The sequence below is a fragment of the Bradyrhizobium sp. NBAIM18 genome, assembly GCF_020193825.1.
Classification (GTDB): domain Bacteria; phylum Pseudomonadota; class Alphaproteobacteria; order Rhizobiales; family Xanthobacteraceae; genus Bradyrhizobium; species Bradyrhizobium yuanmingense.
The window spans coordinates 1-18,531 of record NZ_JADYVO010000032.1 but is presented as its reverse complement, the minus strand read 5'-3'; the positions used below and the strand labels follow the sequence as shown (position 1 = coordinate 18,531).

14 protein-coding genes are annotated in these 18,531 nt (G+C 64.3%); 8 read left to right on the top strand and 6 right to left on the bottom strand.

Annotated elements, in window-relative coordinates; all coding sequences use genetic code 11:
* Positions 1 to 280: 280 nt before the first annotated feature.
* Together I6F17_RS35265 and I6F17_RS35260 are read right to left on the bottom strand one after the other, a co-directional pair.
* Positions 281 to 967, bottom strand: coding sequence for a DUF2848 domain-containing protein (locus tag I6F17_RS35265; RefSeq protein ID WP_225131081.1), 687 nt, complete (start codon positions 965 to 967; stop codon positions 281 to 283).
* The gene (locus I6F17_RS35260; protein ID WP_225131082.1) at positions 960 to 2,309 is read right to left on the bottom strand and encodes an amidase; all 1,350 of its coding nucleotides are present in this window, start codon (positions 2,307 to 2,309) and stop codon (positions 960 to 962) included. Before I6F17_RS35260 ends, I6F17_RS35265 begins: the two co-directional genes overlap by 8 nt.
* A 177-nt stretch (positions 2,310 to 2,486) precedes the next feature.
* Here I6F17_RS35260 and I6F17_RS35255 point away from each other — a divergent pair, with 177 nt between their 5' ends.
* The 3 genes from I6F17_RS35255 (at position 2,487) to I6F17_RS35245 (ending at position 5,096) form a co-directional block, all read left to right on the top strand.
* Entirely contained in the window at positions 2,487 to 2,900 is a 414-nt protein-coding gene (locus tag I6F17_RS35255; protein ID WP_027558650.1) for a Zn-ribbon domain-containing OB-fold protein, read from the top strand.
* Between the two features lie 4 nt (positions 2,901 to 2,904).
* The gene (locus tag I6F17_RS35250) at positions 2,905 to 4,044 is read left to right on the top strand and encodes a thiolase (protein ID WP_225131083.1); all 1,140 of its coding nucleotides are present in this window, start codon (positions 2,905 to 2,907) and stop codon (positions 4,042 to 4,044) included.
* A 137-nt stretch (positions 4,045 to 4,181) separates the two neighbouring features.
* The gene (locus tag I6F17_RS35245; protein WP_036044641.1) at positions 4,182 to 5,096 is read left to right on the top strand and encodes an SDR family NAD(P)-dependent oxidoreductase; all 915 of its coding nucleotides are present in this window, start codon (positions 4,182 to 4,184) and stop codon (positions 5,094 to 5,096) included.
* Positions 5,097 to 5,166: 70 nt separating this feature from the next.
* Here the strand turns inward: I6F17_RS35245 and ppc are convergent, their stop codons facing one another.
* A complete protein-coding gene (gene ppc / locus I6F17_RS35240; protein WP_225131084.1) occupies positions 5,167 to 7,968 on the bottom strand; it encodes a phosphoenolpyruvate carboxylase in 2,802 nt (933 codons plus the stop codon).
* Positions 7,969 to 9,177: 1,209 nt separating this feature from the next.
* Here ppc and I6F17_RS35235 point away from each other — a divergent pair.
* The 3 genes from I6F17_RS35235 to I6F17_RS35225 all read left to right on the top strand — a co-directional run bounded on the left by I6F17_RS35235 (position 9,178) and on the right by I6F17_RS35225 (position 12,363).
* Positions 9,178 to 10,284, top strand: coding sequence for a TRAP transporter substrate-binding protein (locus I6F17_RS35235; protein WP_036006206.1), 1,107 nt, complete (start codon positions 9,178 to 9,180; stop codon positions 10,282 to 10,284).
* Positions 10,285 to 10,378: 94 nt separating this feature from the next.
* Entirely contained in the window at positions 10,379 to 10,942 is a 564-nt protein-coding gene (locus I6F17_RS35230; protein WP_085968941.1) for a TRAP transporter small permease subunit, read from the top strand.
* The gene (locus I6F17_RS35225) at positions 10,939 to 12,363 is read left to right on the top strand and encodes a TRAP transporter large permease subunit (protein ID WP_225131085.1); all 1,425 of its coding nucleotides are present in this window, start codon (positions 10,939 to 10,941) and stop codon (positions 12,361 to 12,363) included. Before I6F17_RS35230 ends, I6F17_RS35225 begins: the two co-directional genes overlap by 4 nt.
* Before the next feature lie 73 nt (positions 12,364 to 12,436).
* Here the strand turns inward: I6F17_RS35225 and I6F17_RS35220 are convergent, their stop codons facing one another.
* From I6F17_RS35220 to I6F17_RS35210, 3 genes are all read right to left on the bottom strand, one after another.
* A complete protein-coding gene (locus tag I6F17_RS35220; protein ID WP_036044658.1) occupies positions 12,437 to 12,841 on the bottom strand; it encodes a YccF domain-containing protein in 405 nt (134 codons plus the stop codon).
* Positions 12,842 to 13,022: 181 nt separating this feature from the next.
* Positions 13,023 to 14,567, bottom strand: a complete 1,545-nt coding sequence (locus tag I6F17_RS35215; RefSeq protein WP_225131086.1) for an acyl-CoA synthetase — start codon at positions 14,565 to 14,567, stop codon at positions 13,023 to 13,025.
* Positions 14,568 to 14,729: 162 nt separating this feature from the next.
* Complete coding sequence (locus I6F17_RS35210; protein WP_225131087.1) at positions 14,730 to 15,539, bottom strand: crotonase/enoyl-CoA hydratase family protein; 810 nt, start codon at positions 15,537 to 15,539, stop codon at positions 14,730 to 14,732.
* 116 nt (positions 15,540 to 15,655) lie between these two features.
* On the opposite strand from I6F17_RS35210, the gene I6F17_RS35205 reads away from it, so the two are divergent.
* Both I6F17_RS35205 and I6F17_RS35200 read left to right on the top strand, forming a co-directional pair.
* Positions 15,656 to 16,528, top strand: coding sequence for an SDR family oxidoreductase (locus I6F17_RS35205; protein ID WP_225131088.1), 873 nt, complete (start codon positions 15,656 to 15,658; stop codon positions 16,526 to 16,528).
* Positions 16,529 to 16,823: 295 nt separating this feature from the next.
* Positions 16,824 to 18,401 carry a fatty acid--CoA ligase gene (locus I6F17_RS35200; RefSeq protein ID WP_225131089.1) on the top strand — a complete coding sequence of 526 codons (1,578 nt, stop codon included), beginning with the start codon at positions 16,824 to 16,826 and terminating at the stop codon, positions 18,399 to 18,401.
* Positions 18,402 to 18,531 lie beyond the last annotated feature (130 nt).

Here is an 18,531-nt window from a genome sequence, read left to right as displayed (position 1 = left end):
CGGATGTGGGTGTCGCAGATCCCGGGCGCCACAACCACCCGATTTCCGATGACTCTCTCCCCGTCATTGCGAGGAGCCCTTGCGACGAAGCAATCCAGACTGGTTCCGCGGAGAGACCCTGGATTGCTTCGCTTCGCTCGCAATGACGCGGAGAGAGATCAGCCCCTCACCGGCAGTTTCGTAGGGTGGCAAAGGCGCTCTTGCGCCGTGCCCACGTCTTCGCAATACGTCGGCACGCTTCGCTTTGCCCACCCTACGAGGCCGTCGCTTGTGGCGCGAGTTACCCCCTCACCGGCAACGTCGCGACGTCGTACCCGTGCCTGATCGTTCGCTTCAGCACGGGGTCTTCCAGCTCGAAGTCGAATCGATCCGCCGGGCGGATGCCGCCCTTGGCGGCGAAGGTGCCGCCAAACATGGCGCAGCCGTCGGGGAACTTGCCACCGTCAAAGCCGCGCGCGATGAGGTCGGCGACCGGCAGCATCGCATCCAGCGTGCCCTCCTGGTAGAGCACACGCTCACCCTTGATGGTGGCGTAGGAGCGCAGGATCATCTTGTCCCAATGACCGATGACGTCTTCCAGCTCCCACAGCGTGGAGGCGATCGGCTTGTCGCACATCTGCTTGGAGACCGTGACGTTGTAGGCCTCGACCTTGCGGTCGGTGTGATCGGAGCCGCAGCCGACGAAGATGCGGCCCTGCCAGCCGATCAGCACGAACTCGACCTCGCCGGAGGAATCGCCACCGGTGCATTCGATGCTGTCCTCCTGGGTCAGCCGGCGCGCCGAGGCGCGATAGTAGATCGGCGTCGAGGCCGGCCGGGCGATGCCCATCTCCTCCAGCTCGGCGATGTGCTTGTCGCGCGCGACCGTGTCGCGGCCGGTCCAGCCGGCGATGACCAGCTGGTCGATCGCCAGCGTCAGCGGCGTGGTGGTGTCCTTGGCGTCGACGGTGAAAGTCAGGTCAAACACGAATGACGGCCTCCATGCCGGCAGCAAGCTCGAAGATGCGGCGGTCCGAGCCGCCTGCGCCCGCCAGCATCAGGCCGACGGGAACGTCGCCCTCGCGATGACAGGGCAGCGAGATGGCGCAACCGTCGATCAGGTTGATCAGGCTGCAATTGCGCAAGGCGCGAATGTTCTCGCGGGTGAATGCCTGATCGTCGGCGAGGTCGGCGATCTTCGGCGGCGTATTGGGCGTGGTCGGCAGCACCAGCGCGTCATAGGGCGCGATGCGCGCATTGACGCGCGCGATCAGCGAGCGGCGCTCGTTGAGCAGATCGATGTAGTCGGCCGCGCTCTGCGCCTCGCCGCGCATGATGCGCACGGCCACCCTGGGATCGTAGACGTCGCCCTTGGCCGTGATGAGATAGCGGTGCCAGGCATAGCTCTCGGAGGCCGCAAAACCGCCCTTGGCGTTCATCGGGCCGACGTCATGGAACTCCGCCATCTCGATACGCTCGACGATGGCGCCGTGATCGGACAGCGTCTTCAGCGCGCGCTCGAAGGTCTTGGCCACCTCTGCGTCGAGATCGTCGAGCGCGATCGTGGTGGGCACCGCGAGGCGCATGCCCTGGATCGGCCGCGGCCTCAAGGCGACGATCGGCTCGGCCGCGAGCACGGCATCGAGTATGGCACAGCAACTGACCGATCGTGCCAGCGGCCCGATGCTATCGAGCGAGAACGACAGCGGCACCGAGCCGTCGAGCGGCACGCGGCGCTGCGTCGGCTTGTAGCCGACGATGCCGTTGAAGGCGGCCGGAATCCGGCAGGAGCCACCAGTGTCGGTGCCGAGCGCGCCATGCGCCATGCCGTCGAGCACGGACACCGCCGCGCCGGCGGACGAGCCGCCGGGCACGTGGCCCTCGGACCGGTTCCAGGCCCCCTTCGGCGTGCCATAATGCGGATTGATGCCGATGCCGGAATAGGCGAACTCGGTCATGTTGGTGCGGCCGATCACGACGAAGCCGGCCTTGCGCAGCCGCGCCACCGTCGAGGCATCGTGCTCGGCCGGGGCTGAGTCATCCAGCGCGCGCGAGCCGGCGCGCGTCACCTGGCCCTTGATGTCGAACAGATCCTTGATCGAGACCGGGATGCCCGCATAGCGCGACGGCGCCGCCTTGGCCTTGCGCAAGCCATCCATCGCATCGGCCGCCGCGAGCGCGGCGTCCTTGTCGACATGGATGAAGGCGCGCTGGCCCTCGCCCGCGGGGTCGGCGATCCTGGCGAGGCAGGCCTCGACCAATTTGCGGGAGGTGGTGCGGCCGCTTTCGAGGTCTTCGGCAAGCTGCGCCAGTGTCGGAAAATCAGGCATGTCTGTCTCACGGAATATTTCGCGCGCAATCTATAGCGCTGGCTCAGCTCGACACAAGCATTGTGCGCATGATGGCATGCATGCGCATTGCTGGACCGTTGACGCGCCATGGTCGATTGTCGCATCAAGTTCGAAACCGGCGGGCGCGGGGCCTGTCTTTTGGGAGGAGCCGCCCACATGGCCGAACCGCAGCGCGCGCGACCGAAACCGACGCCGGAGACCCAGCACTTTTGGGACGGCACCAAGGCCGGCGAATTGCGCCTGCAGCGCTGCGATGCCTGTGCCCATGTCTACTTCCCGCCGCGCCCGTTCTGCCCCTCCTGCGCCTCGCGCAAGGTCAGCATCTTCAAGGCCAGCGGCAAGGGCTTTCTCTACAGCTACGTGATCAACCATCGTCCGGCCGCGCCGGGCTTCACGCCGCCTTACGCCATCGCGGTGGTCGAGCTCGACGAGGGCCCGCGGATGATGAGCAACATCATCGACTGCCCGCAGACCCCCGAGGCGCTCGAACTCGACATGAAGCTCGAGGTCGCGTTCCAGGAGCTCGACGACAAGATCACCCTCCCCGTCTTCCGCCCGGCGAAGGGGTAAGGCCATGCGCAAGAACCAGGTTGCCGTCGTCGGCGCGGCCGAGACCACAGAGCTCGGTGTCATTCCGAACGCCTCGCAGCTCCAGCTGCATGCGGATGCCGCGCTCAACGCCATTGCCGACGCCGGGCTGAAGCTGTCCGACATCGACGGCTTTGCCACCGCGGTCGAAACGCCGCAGCAGGTCTGCCACTATCTCGGCATCAAGCCGACCTGGGTGGACGGCACCTCGGTCGGCGGCTGCTCCTTCATGCTGCATGTCCGCCACGCCGCGGCGGCGATCGAGGCGGGTCTCTGCAAGACGGTGCTGATCACCCATGCCGAAAGCGGCAAGTCGATGATCGGCAAATTGCCGCGCTCGACGCCGGCCGACAGCCTCAACGGCCAGTTCGAGGCGCCCTACGGCGTCTACGGCCCGCCAAGCATGTTCCCCATTCCCGTGCTGCGCTTCATGAAGACCTACGGCATTACCCACGAGCAGCTGGCTTCGGTTGCGGTGGTGCAGCGGGAATGGGCGGCGAAGAATCCGCGCGCGTTGATGAAGGACCCGATCACGGTTGCCGACGTCCTCAACTCGCGCATGATCGCCTACCCGTTCCGGCTTCTGCAGTGCTGCCTCGTCACCGACGGCGGCGGCGCGCTGATCCTGGCCTCGGCCGACCGCGCCAGGGATTTTCCGCGCAAGCCGGTCTACATCATGGGCACCGGCGAGAGCGTGGAAACGCCGATGGTCAGCCAGATGGAGACGTTCAACTCCTCGCGTGCGTTCAAGACGGCCGGGCCGCTGGCGTTCAAGGAGGCCGGCATCGCGCACAACGACGTCGACCATCTCATGATCTACGACGCGTTCGCGCATCTGCCGCTGTTCGGCCTCGGCGATCTCGGTTTCATGCCTTACGAGGAAACCGGCCAGTTCATCGCGGACGGCAACACACGGCCTGGGGCCAAGCTGCCGCTCAACACCAATGGCGGCGGATTAAGCTACATGCACTCGGGCATGTACGGCATGTACGCGCTGCAGGAGAGCGTGCGTCAGATGCGCGGCATCGCGCCGGCCCAGGTGCCGAACGCGAAGGTTTCGGTGTGCCACGGCGTCGGCGGCATGTTCGCGGCGAGTGGCACGATCGTGTTTACGAACGAGAGGTAAGCGGCGCGGACGACATGTGCTCGTCATTGCCGGGCTTGACCCGGCAATCCATCCTCTTCTGAAGATGGATGCGCGGGTCAAGCCCGCGCATGACGAGCCGAGTTAGCTGCGGCCGAAGGCAACATAGAGAGGCTAGCATGACAAAATCACTGCAAGACAAGGTCATCATCGTCACCGGCGCAGGCCGTGGCATCGGGCGCGAGATTGCGCTTCTGTGCGCCGCCGAGGGCGCCAAGGTCGTCGTCAACGATCCCGGCGGAGCCGCCGACGGCGCGGGTTCGAACGCGGCGCCTGCCGAGGAGGTAGTCGAGGAGATCAAGAAGCGCGGCGGCACGGCGGTCGCCAATTTCGAGAGCGTCGCGGAAGCCATTCCCGCCAGCAAGATCGTGAAGACCGCGACCGATCATTTCGGCCGGCTCGACGGCGTCGTCAACAATGCCGGCATCCTGCGCGACATGATCTTCCACAAGATGAGCGTCGAAGCGTTCGAAGCCGTCATCAAGGTGCATCTGATGGGCTCGTTCTACGTCAGCCACGCCGCGGCCCGCATTTTCCGTGAGCAGGAGTCGGGCTCGTTCGTGCACTTCACCTCCACCTCCGGCCTGATCGGCAATTTCGGCCAAGCCAATTATGCGGCGGCCAAGCTCGGCATCGTCGGGCTCTCCAAGTCGATCGCGCTCGACATGGGCCGCTTCAACGTCCGCTCCAACTGCGTCTCGCCGTTCGCCTGGACCCGCATGATCGGCACCATCCCGACCGAGACCGACGCCGAGAAGGCGCGTGTCGAGAAGATCAAGCAGATGGGCCCGGAGAAGATCGCGCCGCTCTGCGGCTATCTGCTCGGCGATTCCGCCAAGGACGTCACCGGCCAGATCTTTGGCGTGCGCATGAACGAGATCTTCCTGTTCAGCCAGAACCGTCCGATCCGCTCGGTGCAGCGGAACGAAGGCTGGACTCCGCAGTCGATCGCGGACCACGGCATGCCGGCGCTGAAGGGCTCGTTCTACAAGCTCGACCGCTCCGCCGACATCTTCACCTGGGATCCGGTGTAAGGTAGCGCGAATATGGAGTGGCGAATGGCGAATAGGGTTTCTATTCGCTACTCGCCATTCGCAACTCGCCCTACCCCGTATTCCTCAACCCCGCCGAGATGCCGTTGATGGTCAGCTGGATCCCGCGCAGCACCTGCTCGTCGGGGTTCTGCGCGCGGTGCTCTCTCAAGAGCTCGACCTGCACGTGGTTAAGCGGATCGAGATAGGGGAAGCGGTGGCGCACGGAGCGCTCCAGCAGCGGGTTGCCCTGGAGCAGACGGTCCTGACCCATGATGTCGAGCAGCGTCTCGATGCAGGAATGCCATTCGCGGCGGATGCGGCCAAAGATTTTTTCGCGCAAGGCCTCGTCCGGCACCAGCTCGGCATAGCGCGAGGCGATCGCGATCGAGCTCTTGGCCAGCACCATGTCCATGTTCGACAGCAGCATGCGGAAGAACGGCCATTCCCTGTAGAGCTCCTTCAGGAACGGCATGCCCTGCTCTGGATGCTCCGCGATCCACTGCTCGACCGCGCTGCCGAAGCCGTACCAGCCCGGCAGCATCAGTCGGCATTGCGCCCAGGAGAACACCCAGGGAATCGCGCGGAGGTCCTCGATCGCGCGGGTCTTCTTGCGCGAGGCCGGACGGCTGCCGATGTTGAGCGTGGCGATCTCGTTGATGACGGTGGACGACCAGAAGTACTCGACGAAGCCTTCGGTCTCGTAGACGAGGCCGCGATAGGCCTTGAAGGCGAGGTTCGAGAGTTCGTCCATCGCGGTCAGATATTCGCGGCGCGGCGCGCTCTGGCGCGGATGCAGCAGACTTGCCTCCAGCGTCGCCGCGGCGAGGATTTCCAGATTGTTGCGACCGACCTCGGTGTTGGAATATTTCGACGAGATGATCTCGCCCTGCTCGGTGATGCGGATCTGGCCGTTCACCGCGCCGCCGGGCTGCGCGATGATGGCGTCATAGCTCGGCCCGCCGCCGCGACCCACCGAGCCGCCGCGGCCGTGGAACAGACGTAAGCGCACGTGGTGCCGCTCGAACACTTCGACGAGGCCGATCTCGGCCTTGTAGAGCTCCCAGCCCGAGGTGACGAAGCCGCCGTCCTTGTTGCTGTCGGAGTACCCAAGCATGACCTCCTGCACGCTGCCGCGGCTGTCGACGAGCCGGCGGTAATCGTGCAACGACAGCATGCGGTCCATGATGCTGCTCGAAGCCTGCAAATCCTCGATGGTCTCGAACAGCGGCACGATGTTGATGGCGCTACGGCCGGAGGGATGGACGAGGCCGACCTCCTTCAGGAGCACGGCGACCTCGAGCATGTCGGACATGCCCTTGCACATCGAGATGATGCATTGAGGAATGGCGTCCGAGCCGAATTTCGCATGCGCTTCCGCGGCGGCATGGAACACGTTGAGCTCGCCCATGGTCTCGTCGCTGTATTTGACGAAGGGCGAGACCAGTGCGCGCGTCGAGCGCAATTCGTTGGTCAGCAGCGAGATGCGAGCGTCCTCGCCGAGCGCGAGATAGGACATGCCGGGATTGGCGGCGTCGATCAACTCGGCGATGGTGCGCTCGTGGACGGCCGAGTTCTGGCGAATGTCGAGCCGGGCCAGGTGAAAGCCGAAGCAATCCACCGCGCGGCGCAAGAGCCGCAGCCGGCCGCGGGCGATGACGCGGGCGTTGTTGGAGATCAGCGAGCGATGCAGCACGTCGAGATCGGCCAGCAGCTCCCTGACGCTCTCGTAAGGCGCCGCTTTGCCGACCGGCCGGCGCGTGATCTCGACCTCGAGCTTTTCAGCCGTCGCGGTGAGACGGGCATAGATGCCTGATACCGCGAGGCGATAGGGCTCGCCACTCCGATGCGGCGAGGTGTCCGGCGAGCGCTCGGCAAGCGTTCGCAGCTCCTCGGAGACGTCGGCGAGGTGGGCTGCGATCGACAGCTCGGAGCCGAGCACGTGCAGCTCGTTGAGATAGAACTGCATCACCCGGCTCGACTGCAGCCGCAGCGTGCCGCGCATCACGTCGGCGGTGACGAAGGGATTGCCGTCGCGGTCGCCGCCGATCCAGCTGCCCATGCGCAGGAACGAGGCGAGCTCGCCGGCCGCCTGCTGCTCGCCGCCCTCCTCCAGCCGATCCTCCAGCGCGTTGATGAGCCGCGGCACCTCGCGCAGGAAGGTGTAGTCGTAGAACGACAGGCCGTTGGCGACCTCATCCAGCACGGTGAGCTTGGTCCGGCGCAAGAGGTTGGTCTGCCACAGCGTCAGCACCTCGCGGCGGAGCTGCTCGTCGCCGGCATCGGCCTCCTCCGCGGTCATGGCGACACGCTCGCGGCGATCGAGCAGGGCTGCGATCTCCATCTCGCGGTCCATGGTGCTCTTGCGGCGGACCTCGGTCGGATGCGCGGTCAACACCGGGCTGACCAGCGCGGTCTTGAAGAAGTTGCGGAGCTGATCGGGACCAATGCCCGCCGCCTTGGCGTGCGCCAGTGTCTCCGCCAGCACGCCGGAGCTGCCATTCTTGGCCGCCGCGCGCGCGCGCATCTGTCGAATGTTGTTCTGGTCCTCGGCGATGTTGGCGAGATGCGAGAAATAGCTGAAGGCGCGGACGATGCGCACCGTCTCGGAGGTCGACATGCTGTCGAGGATCTGCTCGAGCTCGCGGCGGGCGAGCCGGTCCTCGTCGCGGTGGAACCGGATCGAGGTCTGGCGGATGCGCTCGACCAGGTCGAACACGTCGGCCCCTTCCTGGTCGCGCACGGTGTCGCCGAGAATGCGGCCAAGCAGGCGGATGTCGTCCCGCAGCCGGGCATCGGCCTCCATCGCCTGGACATCCTCAGAGCGGTTGGGGCGCTGCTCAGTGCTGTCGGATGATACGGTCTGGAGGGACATGGCTCGCTCCCCTGCTCGCGCCCTTGGCGGCCCGGTCCGGCAGAGTGTGCGATATTTTTCTACCGCAGTGCAAGATGAAGTTGGGGCGACGCAAACCGCTGGCGGCGCTCGTGTCCCGGACAAGCAGCAACGCCGCTTAGCGTTGCTGCGCAGAGCCGGGGCCCCAGGGGCGACAGCCGCGACATGGGCCCCGACTCTGCAGTCGCATCGCTGAAGGAGCGCTGCGCTGCGTCCGGGGCACGAGAATGGCCAGCCTGGTCAACAAACATGCCTTCGCGGTCTCGCGGCGCAGGCGCCCGAAGTTTTGCTATCCGTTTCGCCCTCATCGAGAAGCAAGGGCGCAGGGAAGGCCGGGCGCCAGCCGGCACCCGAGGTCCGCACGCGACAAGACGCACGCGGGGTGACCACAGGTGATGCCGGAACATCCCGGCCTTCCCTGCGCAATGGTTTTACGGCTTATGGCGCGCTCTCCCCGGGAGCGATGCACTATTGCCCCCGTCGCCTTGCGGATCACTGATGCGCGCGCCCGGTCGGGCCGCTTCACCACCGCAAGCCTTGACGCACAGACCCCGGGCGTCAGGACCACACGCTTTTGCCATCCGCGGACGTCTCTCCCGGACTGTCGGAAGCTCGCGCGTGCTCGCCCCCAATGCCGAAAAGCAACGTTGTGACCACACCGTGTCGTGCCGCGGATCGCGATGGCTCACGGGTTTGCCCGCCCTGCCATCCCGTCACGCGCCGGCGCTGCCGCGTCCATCGCATCCCGGCCTACGTATCGTGACGATCGCGAAACGTCCCTTTGACGAGCCGGGATGTGTTGCGGTTTACCCGAAACAGCGAATTCGGTCAATCAGAATATTTGCACTCCCGCCACTTGACCTGCATTCGCGTGTTTTGCCCGTCGGGCAACGCGAGGCATGGTGTGCGCCGATCGCCTGGCCGCGTCCCGCCGCAGCCAAAGGCGCCCCGGGCGTCTGGTTTGCCACCGACAGCCAGCGTAACAAACGAATGGAGGTTCGTCGCCGAAGGGTCAAAGAGCTGACGTCTCGACCATGTCCAATTCCAGCGCTTGCTACGGCCAGAAAGCAAGATGACAACTTGCGACGATGGTGGCAGAATGATGACAGACGTGGTTTGAAGACTTGGCGACCAAGAACAACGAAGAGAATAGTTCGCCGCGGTCACGTTGTCCAAGGGAGGAGATGGCTCATGAAACGCATGTTTCTGGGATTGGTCGCCGTTGCCTTGATCGCTTCGGCGTTTGTCGTATCCACCACAACAGTCATGGCGCAGACGAAGGTGTTGAAGATGCAGGCCACATGGCCGGCGTCGCTCACGCTCTATGACAACTTCACCTATTTCGTCGACCGAGTGAACAAGCTGTCAGCCGGCGCGCTGAAGATCGAGGCGATGCCCGCCGGCCAGGTCGTGCCGGCGTTCGAGGTGCTGGACGCAACCAACAAGAAGGTGCTCGACGGAGCGCATGCGTGGGCCGGCTACTGGACCGGCAAGAACAAGACCGCGATCCTGTTCACCGGCGGTCCCGGCGGCACCTTCGGCATGGACTTCATGGACGTGATGGGTTGGCTCTATCACGGCGGCGGCCTCGAGCTTTACAACGAATTTTATCAGAAGGAGCTCAAGCTCAACCTCGTCGTGTTTCCAATCCTGCCTGCAGGGCCGCAGGCGTTCGGCTGGTTCAAGAAGCCGATCCAGACGGTCGAGGACATGAAGGGCATGAAATGCCGCCAGACCGGCATGGCCGGCGAAGTGTGGCAGGCGCTCGGCTTCACGGTGGTCAACATGCCGGGCGGAGAAATCATTCCCTCCGCGCAACGCGGCGTGATCGATTGCGCCGAATGGGTCGGCGGCATCGAGGACATGCAGCTCGGCTTCCACAACGTCTGGAAGTATCACTATTCACCCGGCTTGCATGAGAACGTGACGGTCGGCGAGCTCGTCATCAACGGCGATGTGTGGAAAGAGCTCAGCCCGCAACATCAGGAGATCATCAAGTCGGCGGCCAACGAGACATTCCTCGTCTGGTGGACCAAGTGGCAGCGCCAGAACGCCGATGCGCTGATTGAGATGCAGCAGAAGCACGGCGTACAGATCCTCCGCACACCGACGGAGATCCTGCTGGCCTTCATCAAGAAGTGGGACGAGATCGCGGCGGCCGAGGGCGCCAGGAACCCGTTCTTCAAGAAGGTGCACGACTCGCAGAAGGCGTATGCCAGCGCTGTCGTGCCGTACAAGAGGTCTTACTTCCCGCCATACTCCTTCATGGCGAACTACTACTTCCCAACCGAGAAATAGGACTTCCTCCGAGGGCGGCCGATTTGGCCGCCCTCAATTCGCACGCAGGCGGCCTGCTTTGCGCCGCACGAATGATCGGCGAAAGGGGCGAGGCATGGCTGAGATAACAGGCGGGCAGCCACCGGCGCTTCTGGCTATCATCAGGATGATCGACGGCTTCACCGACCGGACCGGCACGATCATCTCGTGGCTCTCGGTGCCGCTGGTTCTCGCCGTCGCCTATGAGGTTGGAGCGCGTTACCTGTTCAACGCGCCGACCATATGGGCCTACGACGCAACCTACATGCTGTACGGCTCGCTCTTCATGCTTGGCGCCGCTTACGCGCTGCACAAGGGTGCTCATATCCGTACCGACTTCTTCTGGGAGAAGTTCTCGATCCGTAGGAAGGGCTGGATCGATACGATCTCCTATGTCGTCTTCTTCTTCCCGAGCCTGATCATGCTCTTCCTGATCAGCTGGAACGAATTTCACTACGCCTGGCTGATCAACGAGACTTCGGACCAGACTCCCTGGCGGCCCGTGCTGTGGCCGTTCAAATTCGTCGTGCCGCTCGCCTGCCTTCTGCTGCTGGTCCAGGGCGTGTCCGAGTTGATCAAGAGCATCTACATGGCGCGCACCGGCGTCGAGCTGGAGCATAAGGAGAAAGTCGAGATATGACCGCAGAAGCGCTCATCGGCCTCATCATGCTGCTGGTGCTGCTGGGCGCGATCTTCATCGGTGTGCCGATCTCGTTCACGTTGCTGTTTCTCGCCTTCTCGTTCGGCTACTGGGGCATGGGCGGGACGGTCTTCGAGCTTGGTTACTTCCAGACCATCGGCATGATGAAGGAAGAACTTCTCGCCGCCGTACCGCTGTTCATCTTCATGGGCTTCATCACCGAGCAGGCTGGACTGATGGAGCGCCTTTTTACGGCATTCCGCATGCTGCTTGCGCCGGTGCGCGGCGCACTCTTCCTCGTCGTCATCCTGACCTCGACCGTGTTCGCGATGGCGACAGGCATCGTCGGCGCAGCCGTCACCGTTCTTGGCATCATGGCATCGCCGATCATGACGAAGGCGGGCTATGATGCCAAGCTTTCAGCGGGCACCATCACGGCGGGCGGCACGCTCGGTATTCTCATTCCCCCGTCGGTCATGCTGATCGTGATGGGGCCGGTGCTCGGGGTTTCGGTCGCCGATCTCTATGCTGCAGCCTTCGGACCGGGCTTTCTGCTGGCCGGCGTCTACATCATCTATCTGATGGGCCGCTCCTTCATCAATCCCAAGCTCGGGCCGCCAGTGCCAAAGGATGAGCGGATCTACTCCGCTGGATACATTGCACGCGAGGTGGCCGTCGGCACGCTGCCGTTGCTCGGACTCATCACGGCGACGCTCGGCTCGATCATCGGGGGGCTTGCGACGCCGACGGAGGCCGCCGGCATCGGCAGCGTCGGCGCGCTGATCCTGGCCATCGCATATCGCAGGTTCTCGCTCAGGGGACTGCAACGGGCGCTGATCTCGACGATGGCGACGTCGAGCATGGTCCTCCTGCTGGCGGTCACGTCGAACATCTTCGGTGCGGTGTTCGCCCGCCTTGGCTCAGCGAACTGGATCACCGAGACGATGCTCGGCCTGCAGTTGCCGCCGAGCCTCATGCTGATTGTCGTGCTCCTTCTCATTTTCCTGCTGGGGTGGCCGTTTGAGTGGCCGGCCATCATCCTGGTGTTTCTGCCGATCTTCTATCCTGTCGTGAAAGGCATGGGCATCGACCTCATATGGTTCGGAGCGTTGGTTGCGGTGGTGCTGCAGACCGCCTTCCTGTCGCCGCCCGTCGCCATGTCAGCGTACTATCTCAAGCAGGTGGTCAAGGGCTGGAGTCTCGGAACGATCTACGCTGGCATGTTCCAGTTCATGGTGCTGCAGGTGATCTGCGTTGGCCTGATGATTGCCTTCCCCGGCATTGCGACCTGGTTCCCACACACGCTGCATGAAGCATCTCGCAGCCAGGTGATCCCGGAGGAGTACAGAAAAATCCTGGAACAGCAGAAACAAGCACCGTCCCTGGAAGACGAGGACTGGTTGACACCAAAAAAGAAGTAGCCCGCGCGATTGAGTCCGCGACGGCGCCACACGGCTCCGCTCTGCCGCCGAACGCCGACGTTGAGGCAACGTCCTAAGCCGGCACGATCACCTTGCCGATCGGCCAGAGCGCGATGCCGGCGAGCTTCAGATGAGCCCAGGCGAACGGGATGCCGATGATGGTGACGGCGAGAACGAGCGCGGTCAGGAGGTGACCGAGCGCCAGCCACCAGCCGGCGAGCACGAACCAGATGATGTTGCCGATTACCCCGAGCGGGCCGGTGCCGATATCCTCGACACCGGTAACCTCGTAGCGGCTGACTGCTCGCGAGCCGAACGGCAGCAGCGTGTAGACGGCGATGTTGAACGCCGCCCGCGCCCAGGGCAGGCCGATGATGGTGATCGCCATGACGATCGCGGCGATCAGCCAGCCGAACGCCATCCAGGCGCCGCCGATGAGGATCCAGAGGATGTTGAGCAGGATGGAAACGGGGGCCATGGGACGATCCGGAGGTGGATGATCCCATCCATATAGGCTCGGAATTTGTCCGTGCCAGGACGCTTCAGGGCGCGCAAGGTGAAGCGGCGTAGCCCGGATGGAGCGCAAGCGTAATCCGGGATCTCTTGCCGTGGAGAGATCATCCCGGATTGCGCTGCGCTCCATCCGGGCTACGAAGTAGCTAGATCTTCCTTCCCGCCTGCTCCCAATAGGGATCGCGCAGGCGGCGCTTGAATATCTTTCCGGAATCTTCGCGCGGCAGGCCGGTGCGGATCTCGATGTGCTTGGGCACCTTGTAGTCGGCCAGATGCGCCTTCAGCGCGGCGCGGACATCGGACGCAGCGAGCGTGATCCCGGGTTGCGGCTCGACCACGGCCATCAGCGCCTCGCCGAACTCGGCGTCGGGGATGCCGAACACGGCGCAATCATGCACGCCGGGCGCCGCATGCAGCACGGATTCGATCTCGGCCGGGTAGATGTTGACGCCGCCTGATATCACCATGTCGCGCTTGCGGTCGCAGATGAAGACGTAGCCGTCTTCATCGATATAGCCGACGTCGCCGGAGGTGATGAAGCCGTCGCGGTCGATCTCGGCGCGCTTCTCCGGCTTGTTGTGATAGGTGAAATCGGCCATCTCGGCCATGCGGGAATAGATCTCCCCGATCTCGCCGACGCCGAGCACACGTCCGTCGTCGCCGATGAAGCGCAGCTCGGCGCCCGGCGAGATCTTGCCGACGGTGCCGGGCTTCTTCAGCGCATCCTCGGAGGTTGCGAAGGTCACGGCGCTGGATTCGGTCGAGCCGTAGAACTCGTAGATCACCGGCCCCCACCATTCGATCATGGCGCGCTTGACGTCGGCCGGGCACGGCGCGGCGGCGTGGATGACGTGGCGGAGCGAGGAGACGTCGTACGTCCTGCGCACCTCCTCGGGTAGCTTCATCAGGCGGATGAACATGGTCGGCACCATGAAGATGGTGTCGATCTTGTAGCGCTCGATCGCTTGCAGGAATTCCTCGGCCTCGAAGCGCGGCATCAGCACCAGCACCCCGCCGAGCTTGCCGGCGCGGATGCCGAACGAGTTCGGCGCGGAATGATAGAGCGGCCCCGGCAGCAATGCGCGGGCGCCGGGCTTGAGCCCATAGATCATCGCACGCATGCGCTCACCGGCAGACTGCTGCTCCGGCGTCGGCGCGTTGCGGCGGACGCCCTTGGGATGGCCTGTCGTGCCCGACGTGTAGATCATGTTCATGGGCTGCGGCACGATCGGGCCGTCATAGGGCGGGTGTTGCGCGAGCCAGGCTTCGAAGTCGATCGCGAAGTCCGGCGTCTTCAGATGATCGGGATCGATCTTGTAGTTGGAGCGGATTTCCGGCGGCGTCGGCACGCTGAGCACGGTGACTCCCTCAGGAATCGCATCGCGCAAAGCGTGCAGCATGTCGGCATGAGCGATCAGCACGGCGGTGCCGGAATCCTTGAGGATGTAGGTGATCTCCTCCGGCTTGAAGTGCCAGTTGATCGGCACGCCATAGGCGCCCAGCCGCATCGCGGCATAGGCGGCTTCGAGGAAGGCGATGTCGTTGCGCATCAGCATGCAGACGCTATCGCCCGGGCGGACGCCGATCTTGGCGAGGCCGGACGCGATACGGTCGGCGCGCTCAGTGACCTCGGCGTGAGAGCGGCGGCGCTCGCCGGAGACGATGCCGAGGAAGGGGGGCGTTTGGCTCATTGTTGAGTTCCGATCTTTCGTCGGGTTTGAAGGGCGTCGACACAACCACGGTCGTCATTCCGGCGCGCGCCTCTTGGCGCGAGCCCGGAATCCATAACCACGAGTCGGGGTTATGGATTCCGGGCTCGATGCTTCGCATCGCCCCGGAATGACGGCAGACTGCTAATTCGCAAAATTCGGCGCGCGCTTCTCCAGGTTGGCGCGCACGGCCTCGGTCTGGTTGGGGCTGCCGATCAGCTTCTGCTGCTCGACGGATTCGGCGAGCAGCGCCGGGCCCGGATCGACCGAGAGATTGTTCAGCATTCGCTTCGCCGCGCGGATCGCATCGGGGCTTTTCCCTGCGATCTCGCGCGCGACATCAAGCGCCGCAGCGTGCGGATCGTCGCAGATGCGCGTGGCGAGGCCGTAAGCCAGCGCCTCCTGCGCCGAGAAGATCCGCCCGGTGTAGGTGAGATCGCGCAGGATGTCGTCGCGCACCAGCGAGGCCAGGATCGGCGTACCAGCCATGTCGGGCACGAGACCCCATTTGATCTCCATGATCGACATGCGCGCATCCGAGCGGAGAAAGCGCATGTCGGCGCCGAGCGAGAGCTGGAAGCCGCCACCGAAGGCGACGCCGTGCACGGCCGCGATCACAGGCATCGGTAGCTGGCGCCAGCCCCACACCGCCTGTTGCGCGAAGTTGGCCTTGCCATAGGTGCGCACCGTGAGATCGCGATTTTCGCCACCCGGAATTCCGTTGCCACCCTTCTCCTTCATGGCGGCAAAACGCCCTATGTCCAGCCCGGCGCAGAAGGCGCGGCCTTCGCCCGAGAGCACAACGGCGCGCACGCCCTTCTCCTTCGACAGCCGGTCGGTTGCGGCGACGAGGGCCTCGAACATGGGCTGATCGAGCGCGTTCATTTTGTCGGCGCGCACCAGGCGCACATCGGCGACGCCTTCCGAGATCGAGATCGAGACGCGGTCGTCCATGGACGAATTCTCCCCTAGTTCTTGCCTGTTCTTGTTCAGTGCCGCTTTACAGGACGCCGGCGGCCGGATTTAGTCAATCGACCAATTAACTGACAATCGCGGCAGAGGAAACAGCCATGTTCAAGGAAAATCTTCTGGCGGGCCGGCGCATTCTCGTGACCGGCGGCGGCACCGGCCTCGGCAAGTCGATGGCGGCGCGCTTTCTCCAACTCGGCGCCGAGGTGCACATTTGCGGTCGGCGCAAGATCGTGTGCGACGAGACCGCAACCGAGCTGATGGATCTCTACGGCGGCCGCGCCACCAGCCACGGCGTCGACATCCGCAATGCGCTCGCGGTCGAGGAGATGATCGAGAGCATCTTCCGCGATGGCCCCCTCACCGATCTCATCAACAATGCGGCCGGCAATTTCATCTCGCGGACCGAGGAGCTCTCGCCGCGCGGCTTCGATGCGGTCGCCAACATCGTCATGCACGGCACGTTCTACGTGACACATGCGGTCGGCAAGCGCTGGATCGCCTTGAAGCAGCCCGGCAACGTCGTCTCGATCAGCACAACCTGGGTGCGCAACGGCTCGCCTTACGTGGTGCCCTCGGCGATGAGCAAGTCGGCGATCCACGCCATGACGATGTCGCTTGCCACCGAATGGGGACGACACGGCATCCGCCTCAACACCATCGCCCCGGGCGAGATCCCGACCGAGGGCATGAGCAAGCGCATCAAGCCCGGTGACGAAGCCGGCGCGCGCACCAAGGCGATGAACCCGATGGGCCGCGTCGGCACCATGGAGGAACTGCAGAACGTGGCCGTGTTCCTGATCTCCGGCGGCTGCGACTGGATCAACGGCGAGACCATCGCCATGGACGGCGCCCAGGCGCTCGCCATGGGCGGCAACTTCTACCAGCTCCGCGACTGGAGCGACGACGACTGGAAGACCGCGCGCGAGAGCATCATGGCTCAGAACGAGAAGGACCGCGCGAAGCGGGGGTGACGGCGCATTGCAAATGCGCGGACGTGTGAGGGGCTGACGTTTTCACCACGCCCCCAGTTGTCGTCCCCGCCTAGTGCGCAAAACGCACGGGGGCGGGGACCCATAACCACAGGGAGCAGTCGTGGCGCGAGACAGGTAACTGCGTGTCTTCGCCAAACAACTTCCTCTGGCTATGAGTCCCGGATTTGCGCGCGCTCGAGGCGCGCTTGTCCGGGACGACAGCGGGACCCATCTTGTCTTCACCGGCGGATGACGCCACACTCCCGGGCATAAGAACAAGAGCTCCGGGAGAAACATGTCCACACAGCCATTGGCGAACCTCGCCGACATGGTGCGCGAGCGTGCGAAGAGCCGCGGCAGCGCTATTGCCTATGAATTCGAAGGCCGCACCACCAGCTTCGCCGAGTTCGACGCCAAGACCAACAAGGTCGCGAACGCGCTCCTGGCAATGGGCGTGAAGAAGGGCGACCGCATCGCCTATCTCGGCAAGAACAGCGACATCTATTTCGAGCTCCTGATGGGGGCGATGAAGACAGGCGTCGTGATGGCGCCGGTGAACTGGCGGCTAGCAGGGCCCGAGGTCGCCTTCATCGTTTCGGATTGCAATGCGCCGGCGCTTTTCGTCGGGCCGGAGTTCATCACGCTCGTCCGCCAGATGAGGGAGCAGATACCAAGCGTGCGCACCGTCATCACCACCGAGGGCGGCGCGCCGGAATGGCCGGATTTTACGGCCTGGCGCAATGCGCAGAGCGGCGATGATCCGAAGGTGCCGATCGACACCCACGACATCGCGATCCAGCTCTACACGTCGGGCACGACGGGCAAGCCGAAGGGTGCGATGTTGTCGCATGCCAACTTCCTCAACCTGGTGCAATCAGGCAATGCCGAGGACAAGCCGGAGTGGAACCGGTGGTCGACCGACGATGTCTCGCTGGTGGCGATGCCGATCTTTCACATCGGCGGTTCGGGGTGGGGCGTCATGGGACTCTATCACGGTGCCCGCGGCGTGATCGCGCGCGAGTTCGATCCGACCAAGGTTTTGGATTTCTTCGAGCAGTCCGGCATCACGAAACTATTCATGGTGCCGGCGGCGATGCAGTTCGTGGTGCGGCAGCCGCGCGCCAGGACGGTCGACTTCTCGCGGCTGAAATACATGCTGTACGGCGCCTCGCCGATTCCCGCAGCGCTGCTGAAGGAGTGCATCGAGGTCTTCAAATGCGGCTTCGTGCAATTGTACGGCATGACCGAGACCACCGGCACCATCGTCGCGCTGCCGCCGGAGGATCACGTCGAGGGACTTGAGCGGATGCGCTCGGCCGGCAAGGCGCTGCCGGGCGTCGAGATCGCGATCCTGGACGTGGACGGCAAGCCGCTGCCGCCGCGCCAGGTCGGCGAGATCGCGACGCGCTCGGGCTCCAACATGGCGGGCTACTGGAACCTGCCGGAGGCGACCGCATCGACGCTGCGCAGCGACGGCTGGCTGCGCACGGGCGATGCCGGCTACATGGACGAGGACGGCTATCTCTACATCCACGACCGCATCAAGGACATGATCATCTCCGGCGGCGAGAACATCTATCCGGCCGAGGTCGAGAGCGCACTGTGCGACCACCCCGATGTCGCGGAAGCCGCCGTGATCGGCGTGCCTGACGACAAATGGGGCGAAGCCGTGAAGGCCGTGGTGGTGATGAAGCCGGGCAAGCAGGCGACTGCCACGGAGATCATCAACTTCACCCGGACGCGCATCGCCGGTTACAAGACGCCGAAGAGCGTGGAATTCCTGCCTGCGCTGCCGCGGAATCCGTCAGGCAAGATCCTGCGGCGGCAGCTGCGCGAGCCGTATTGGGCGGGGAAGGATCGGCGGGTGAATTGATTCCGTAGCAACCATTAAAGCGGGCGCCCGATTGCCTTGAGCATGACGCCGCGCTTGCGACCGTCAAGGCGTGGCCTGGCGGCAGCGGGTATGAGGCGAGAGCAGAGCGACGGCCAGCCTTGACGGCCGC

What these genes read in the sequence shown, in the direction of transcription:
- I6F17_RS35235 (WP_036006206.1), top strand. Translation starts at nt 9,178, where the DNA reads ATGAAACGCATGTTTCTGGGATTGGTCGCCGTTGCCTTGATCGCTTCG.
- I6F17_RS35200 (WP_225131089.1), top strand. Translation starts at nt 16,824, where the DNA reads ATGTCCACACAGCCATTGGCGAACCTCGCCGACATGGTGCGCGAGCGT.
- I6F17_RS35250 (WP_225131083.1), top strand. Translation starts at nt 2,905, where the DNA reads ATGCGCAAGAACCAGGTTGCCGTCGTCGGCGCGGCCGAGACCACAGAG.
- I6F17_RS35255 (WP_027558650.1), top strand. Translation starts at nt 2,487, where the DNA reads ATGGCCGAACCGCAGCGCGCGCGACCGAAACCGACGCCGGAGACCCAG.
- I6F17_RS35210 (WP_225131087.1), bottom strand. Translation starts at nt 15,539, where the DNA reads ATGGACGACCGCGTCTCGATCTCGATCTCGGAAGGCGTCGCCGATGTG.
- ppc (WP_225131084.1), bottom strand. Translation starts at nt 7,968, where the DNA reads ATGTCCCTCCAGACCGTATCATCCGACAGCACTGAGCAGCGCCCCAAC.
- I6F17_RS35205 (WP_225131088.1), top strand. Translation starts at nt 15,656, where the DNA reads ATGTTCAAGGAAAATCTTCTGGCGGGCCGGCGCATTCTCGTGACCGGC.
- I6F17_RS35260 (WP_225131082.1), bottom strand. Translation starts at nt 2,309, where the DNA reads ATGCCTGATTTTCCGACACTGGCGCAGCTTGCCGAAGACCTCGAAAGC.
- I6F17_RS35230 (WP_085968941.1), top strand. Translation starts at nt 10,379, where the DNA reads ATGGCTGAGATAACAGGCGGGCAGCCACCGGCGCTTCTGGCTATCATC.
- I6F17_RS35245 (WP_036044641.1), top strand. Translation starts at nt 4,182, where the DNA reads ATGACAAAATCACTGCAAGACAAGGTCATCATCGTCACCGGCGCAGGC.
- I6F17_RS35220 (WP_036044658.1), bottom strand. Translation starts at nt 12,841, where the DNA reads ATGGCCCCCGTTTCCATCCTGCTCAACATCCTCTGGATCCTCATCGGC.
- I6F17_RS35215 (WP_225131086.1), bottom strand. Translation starts at nt 14,567, where the DNA reads ATGAGCCAAACGCCCCCCTTCCTCGGCATCGTCTCCGGCGAGCGCCGC.
- I6F17_RS35225 (WP_225131085.1), top strand. Translation starts at nt 10,939, where the DNA reads ATGACCGCAGAAGCGCTCATCGGCCTCATCATGCTGCTGGTGCTGCTG.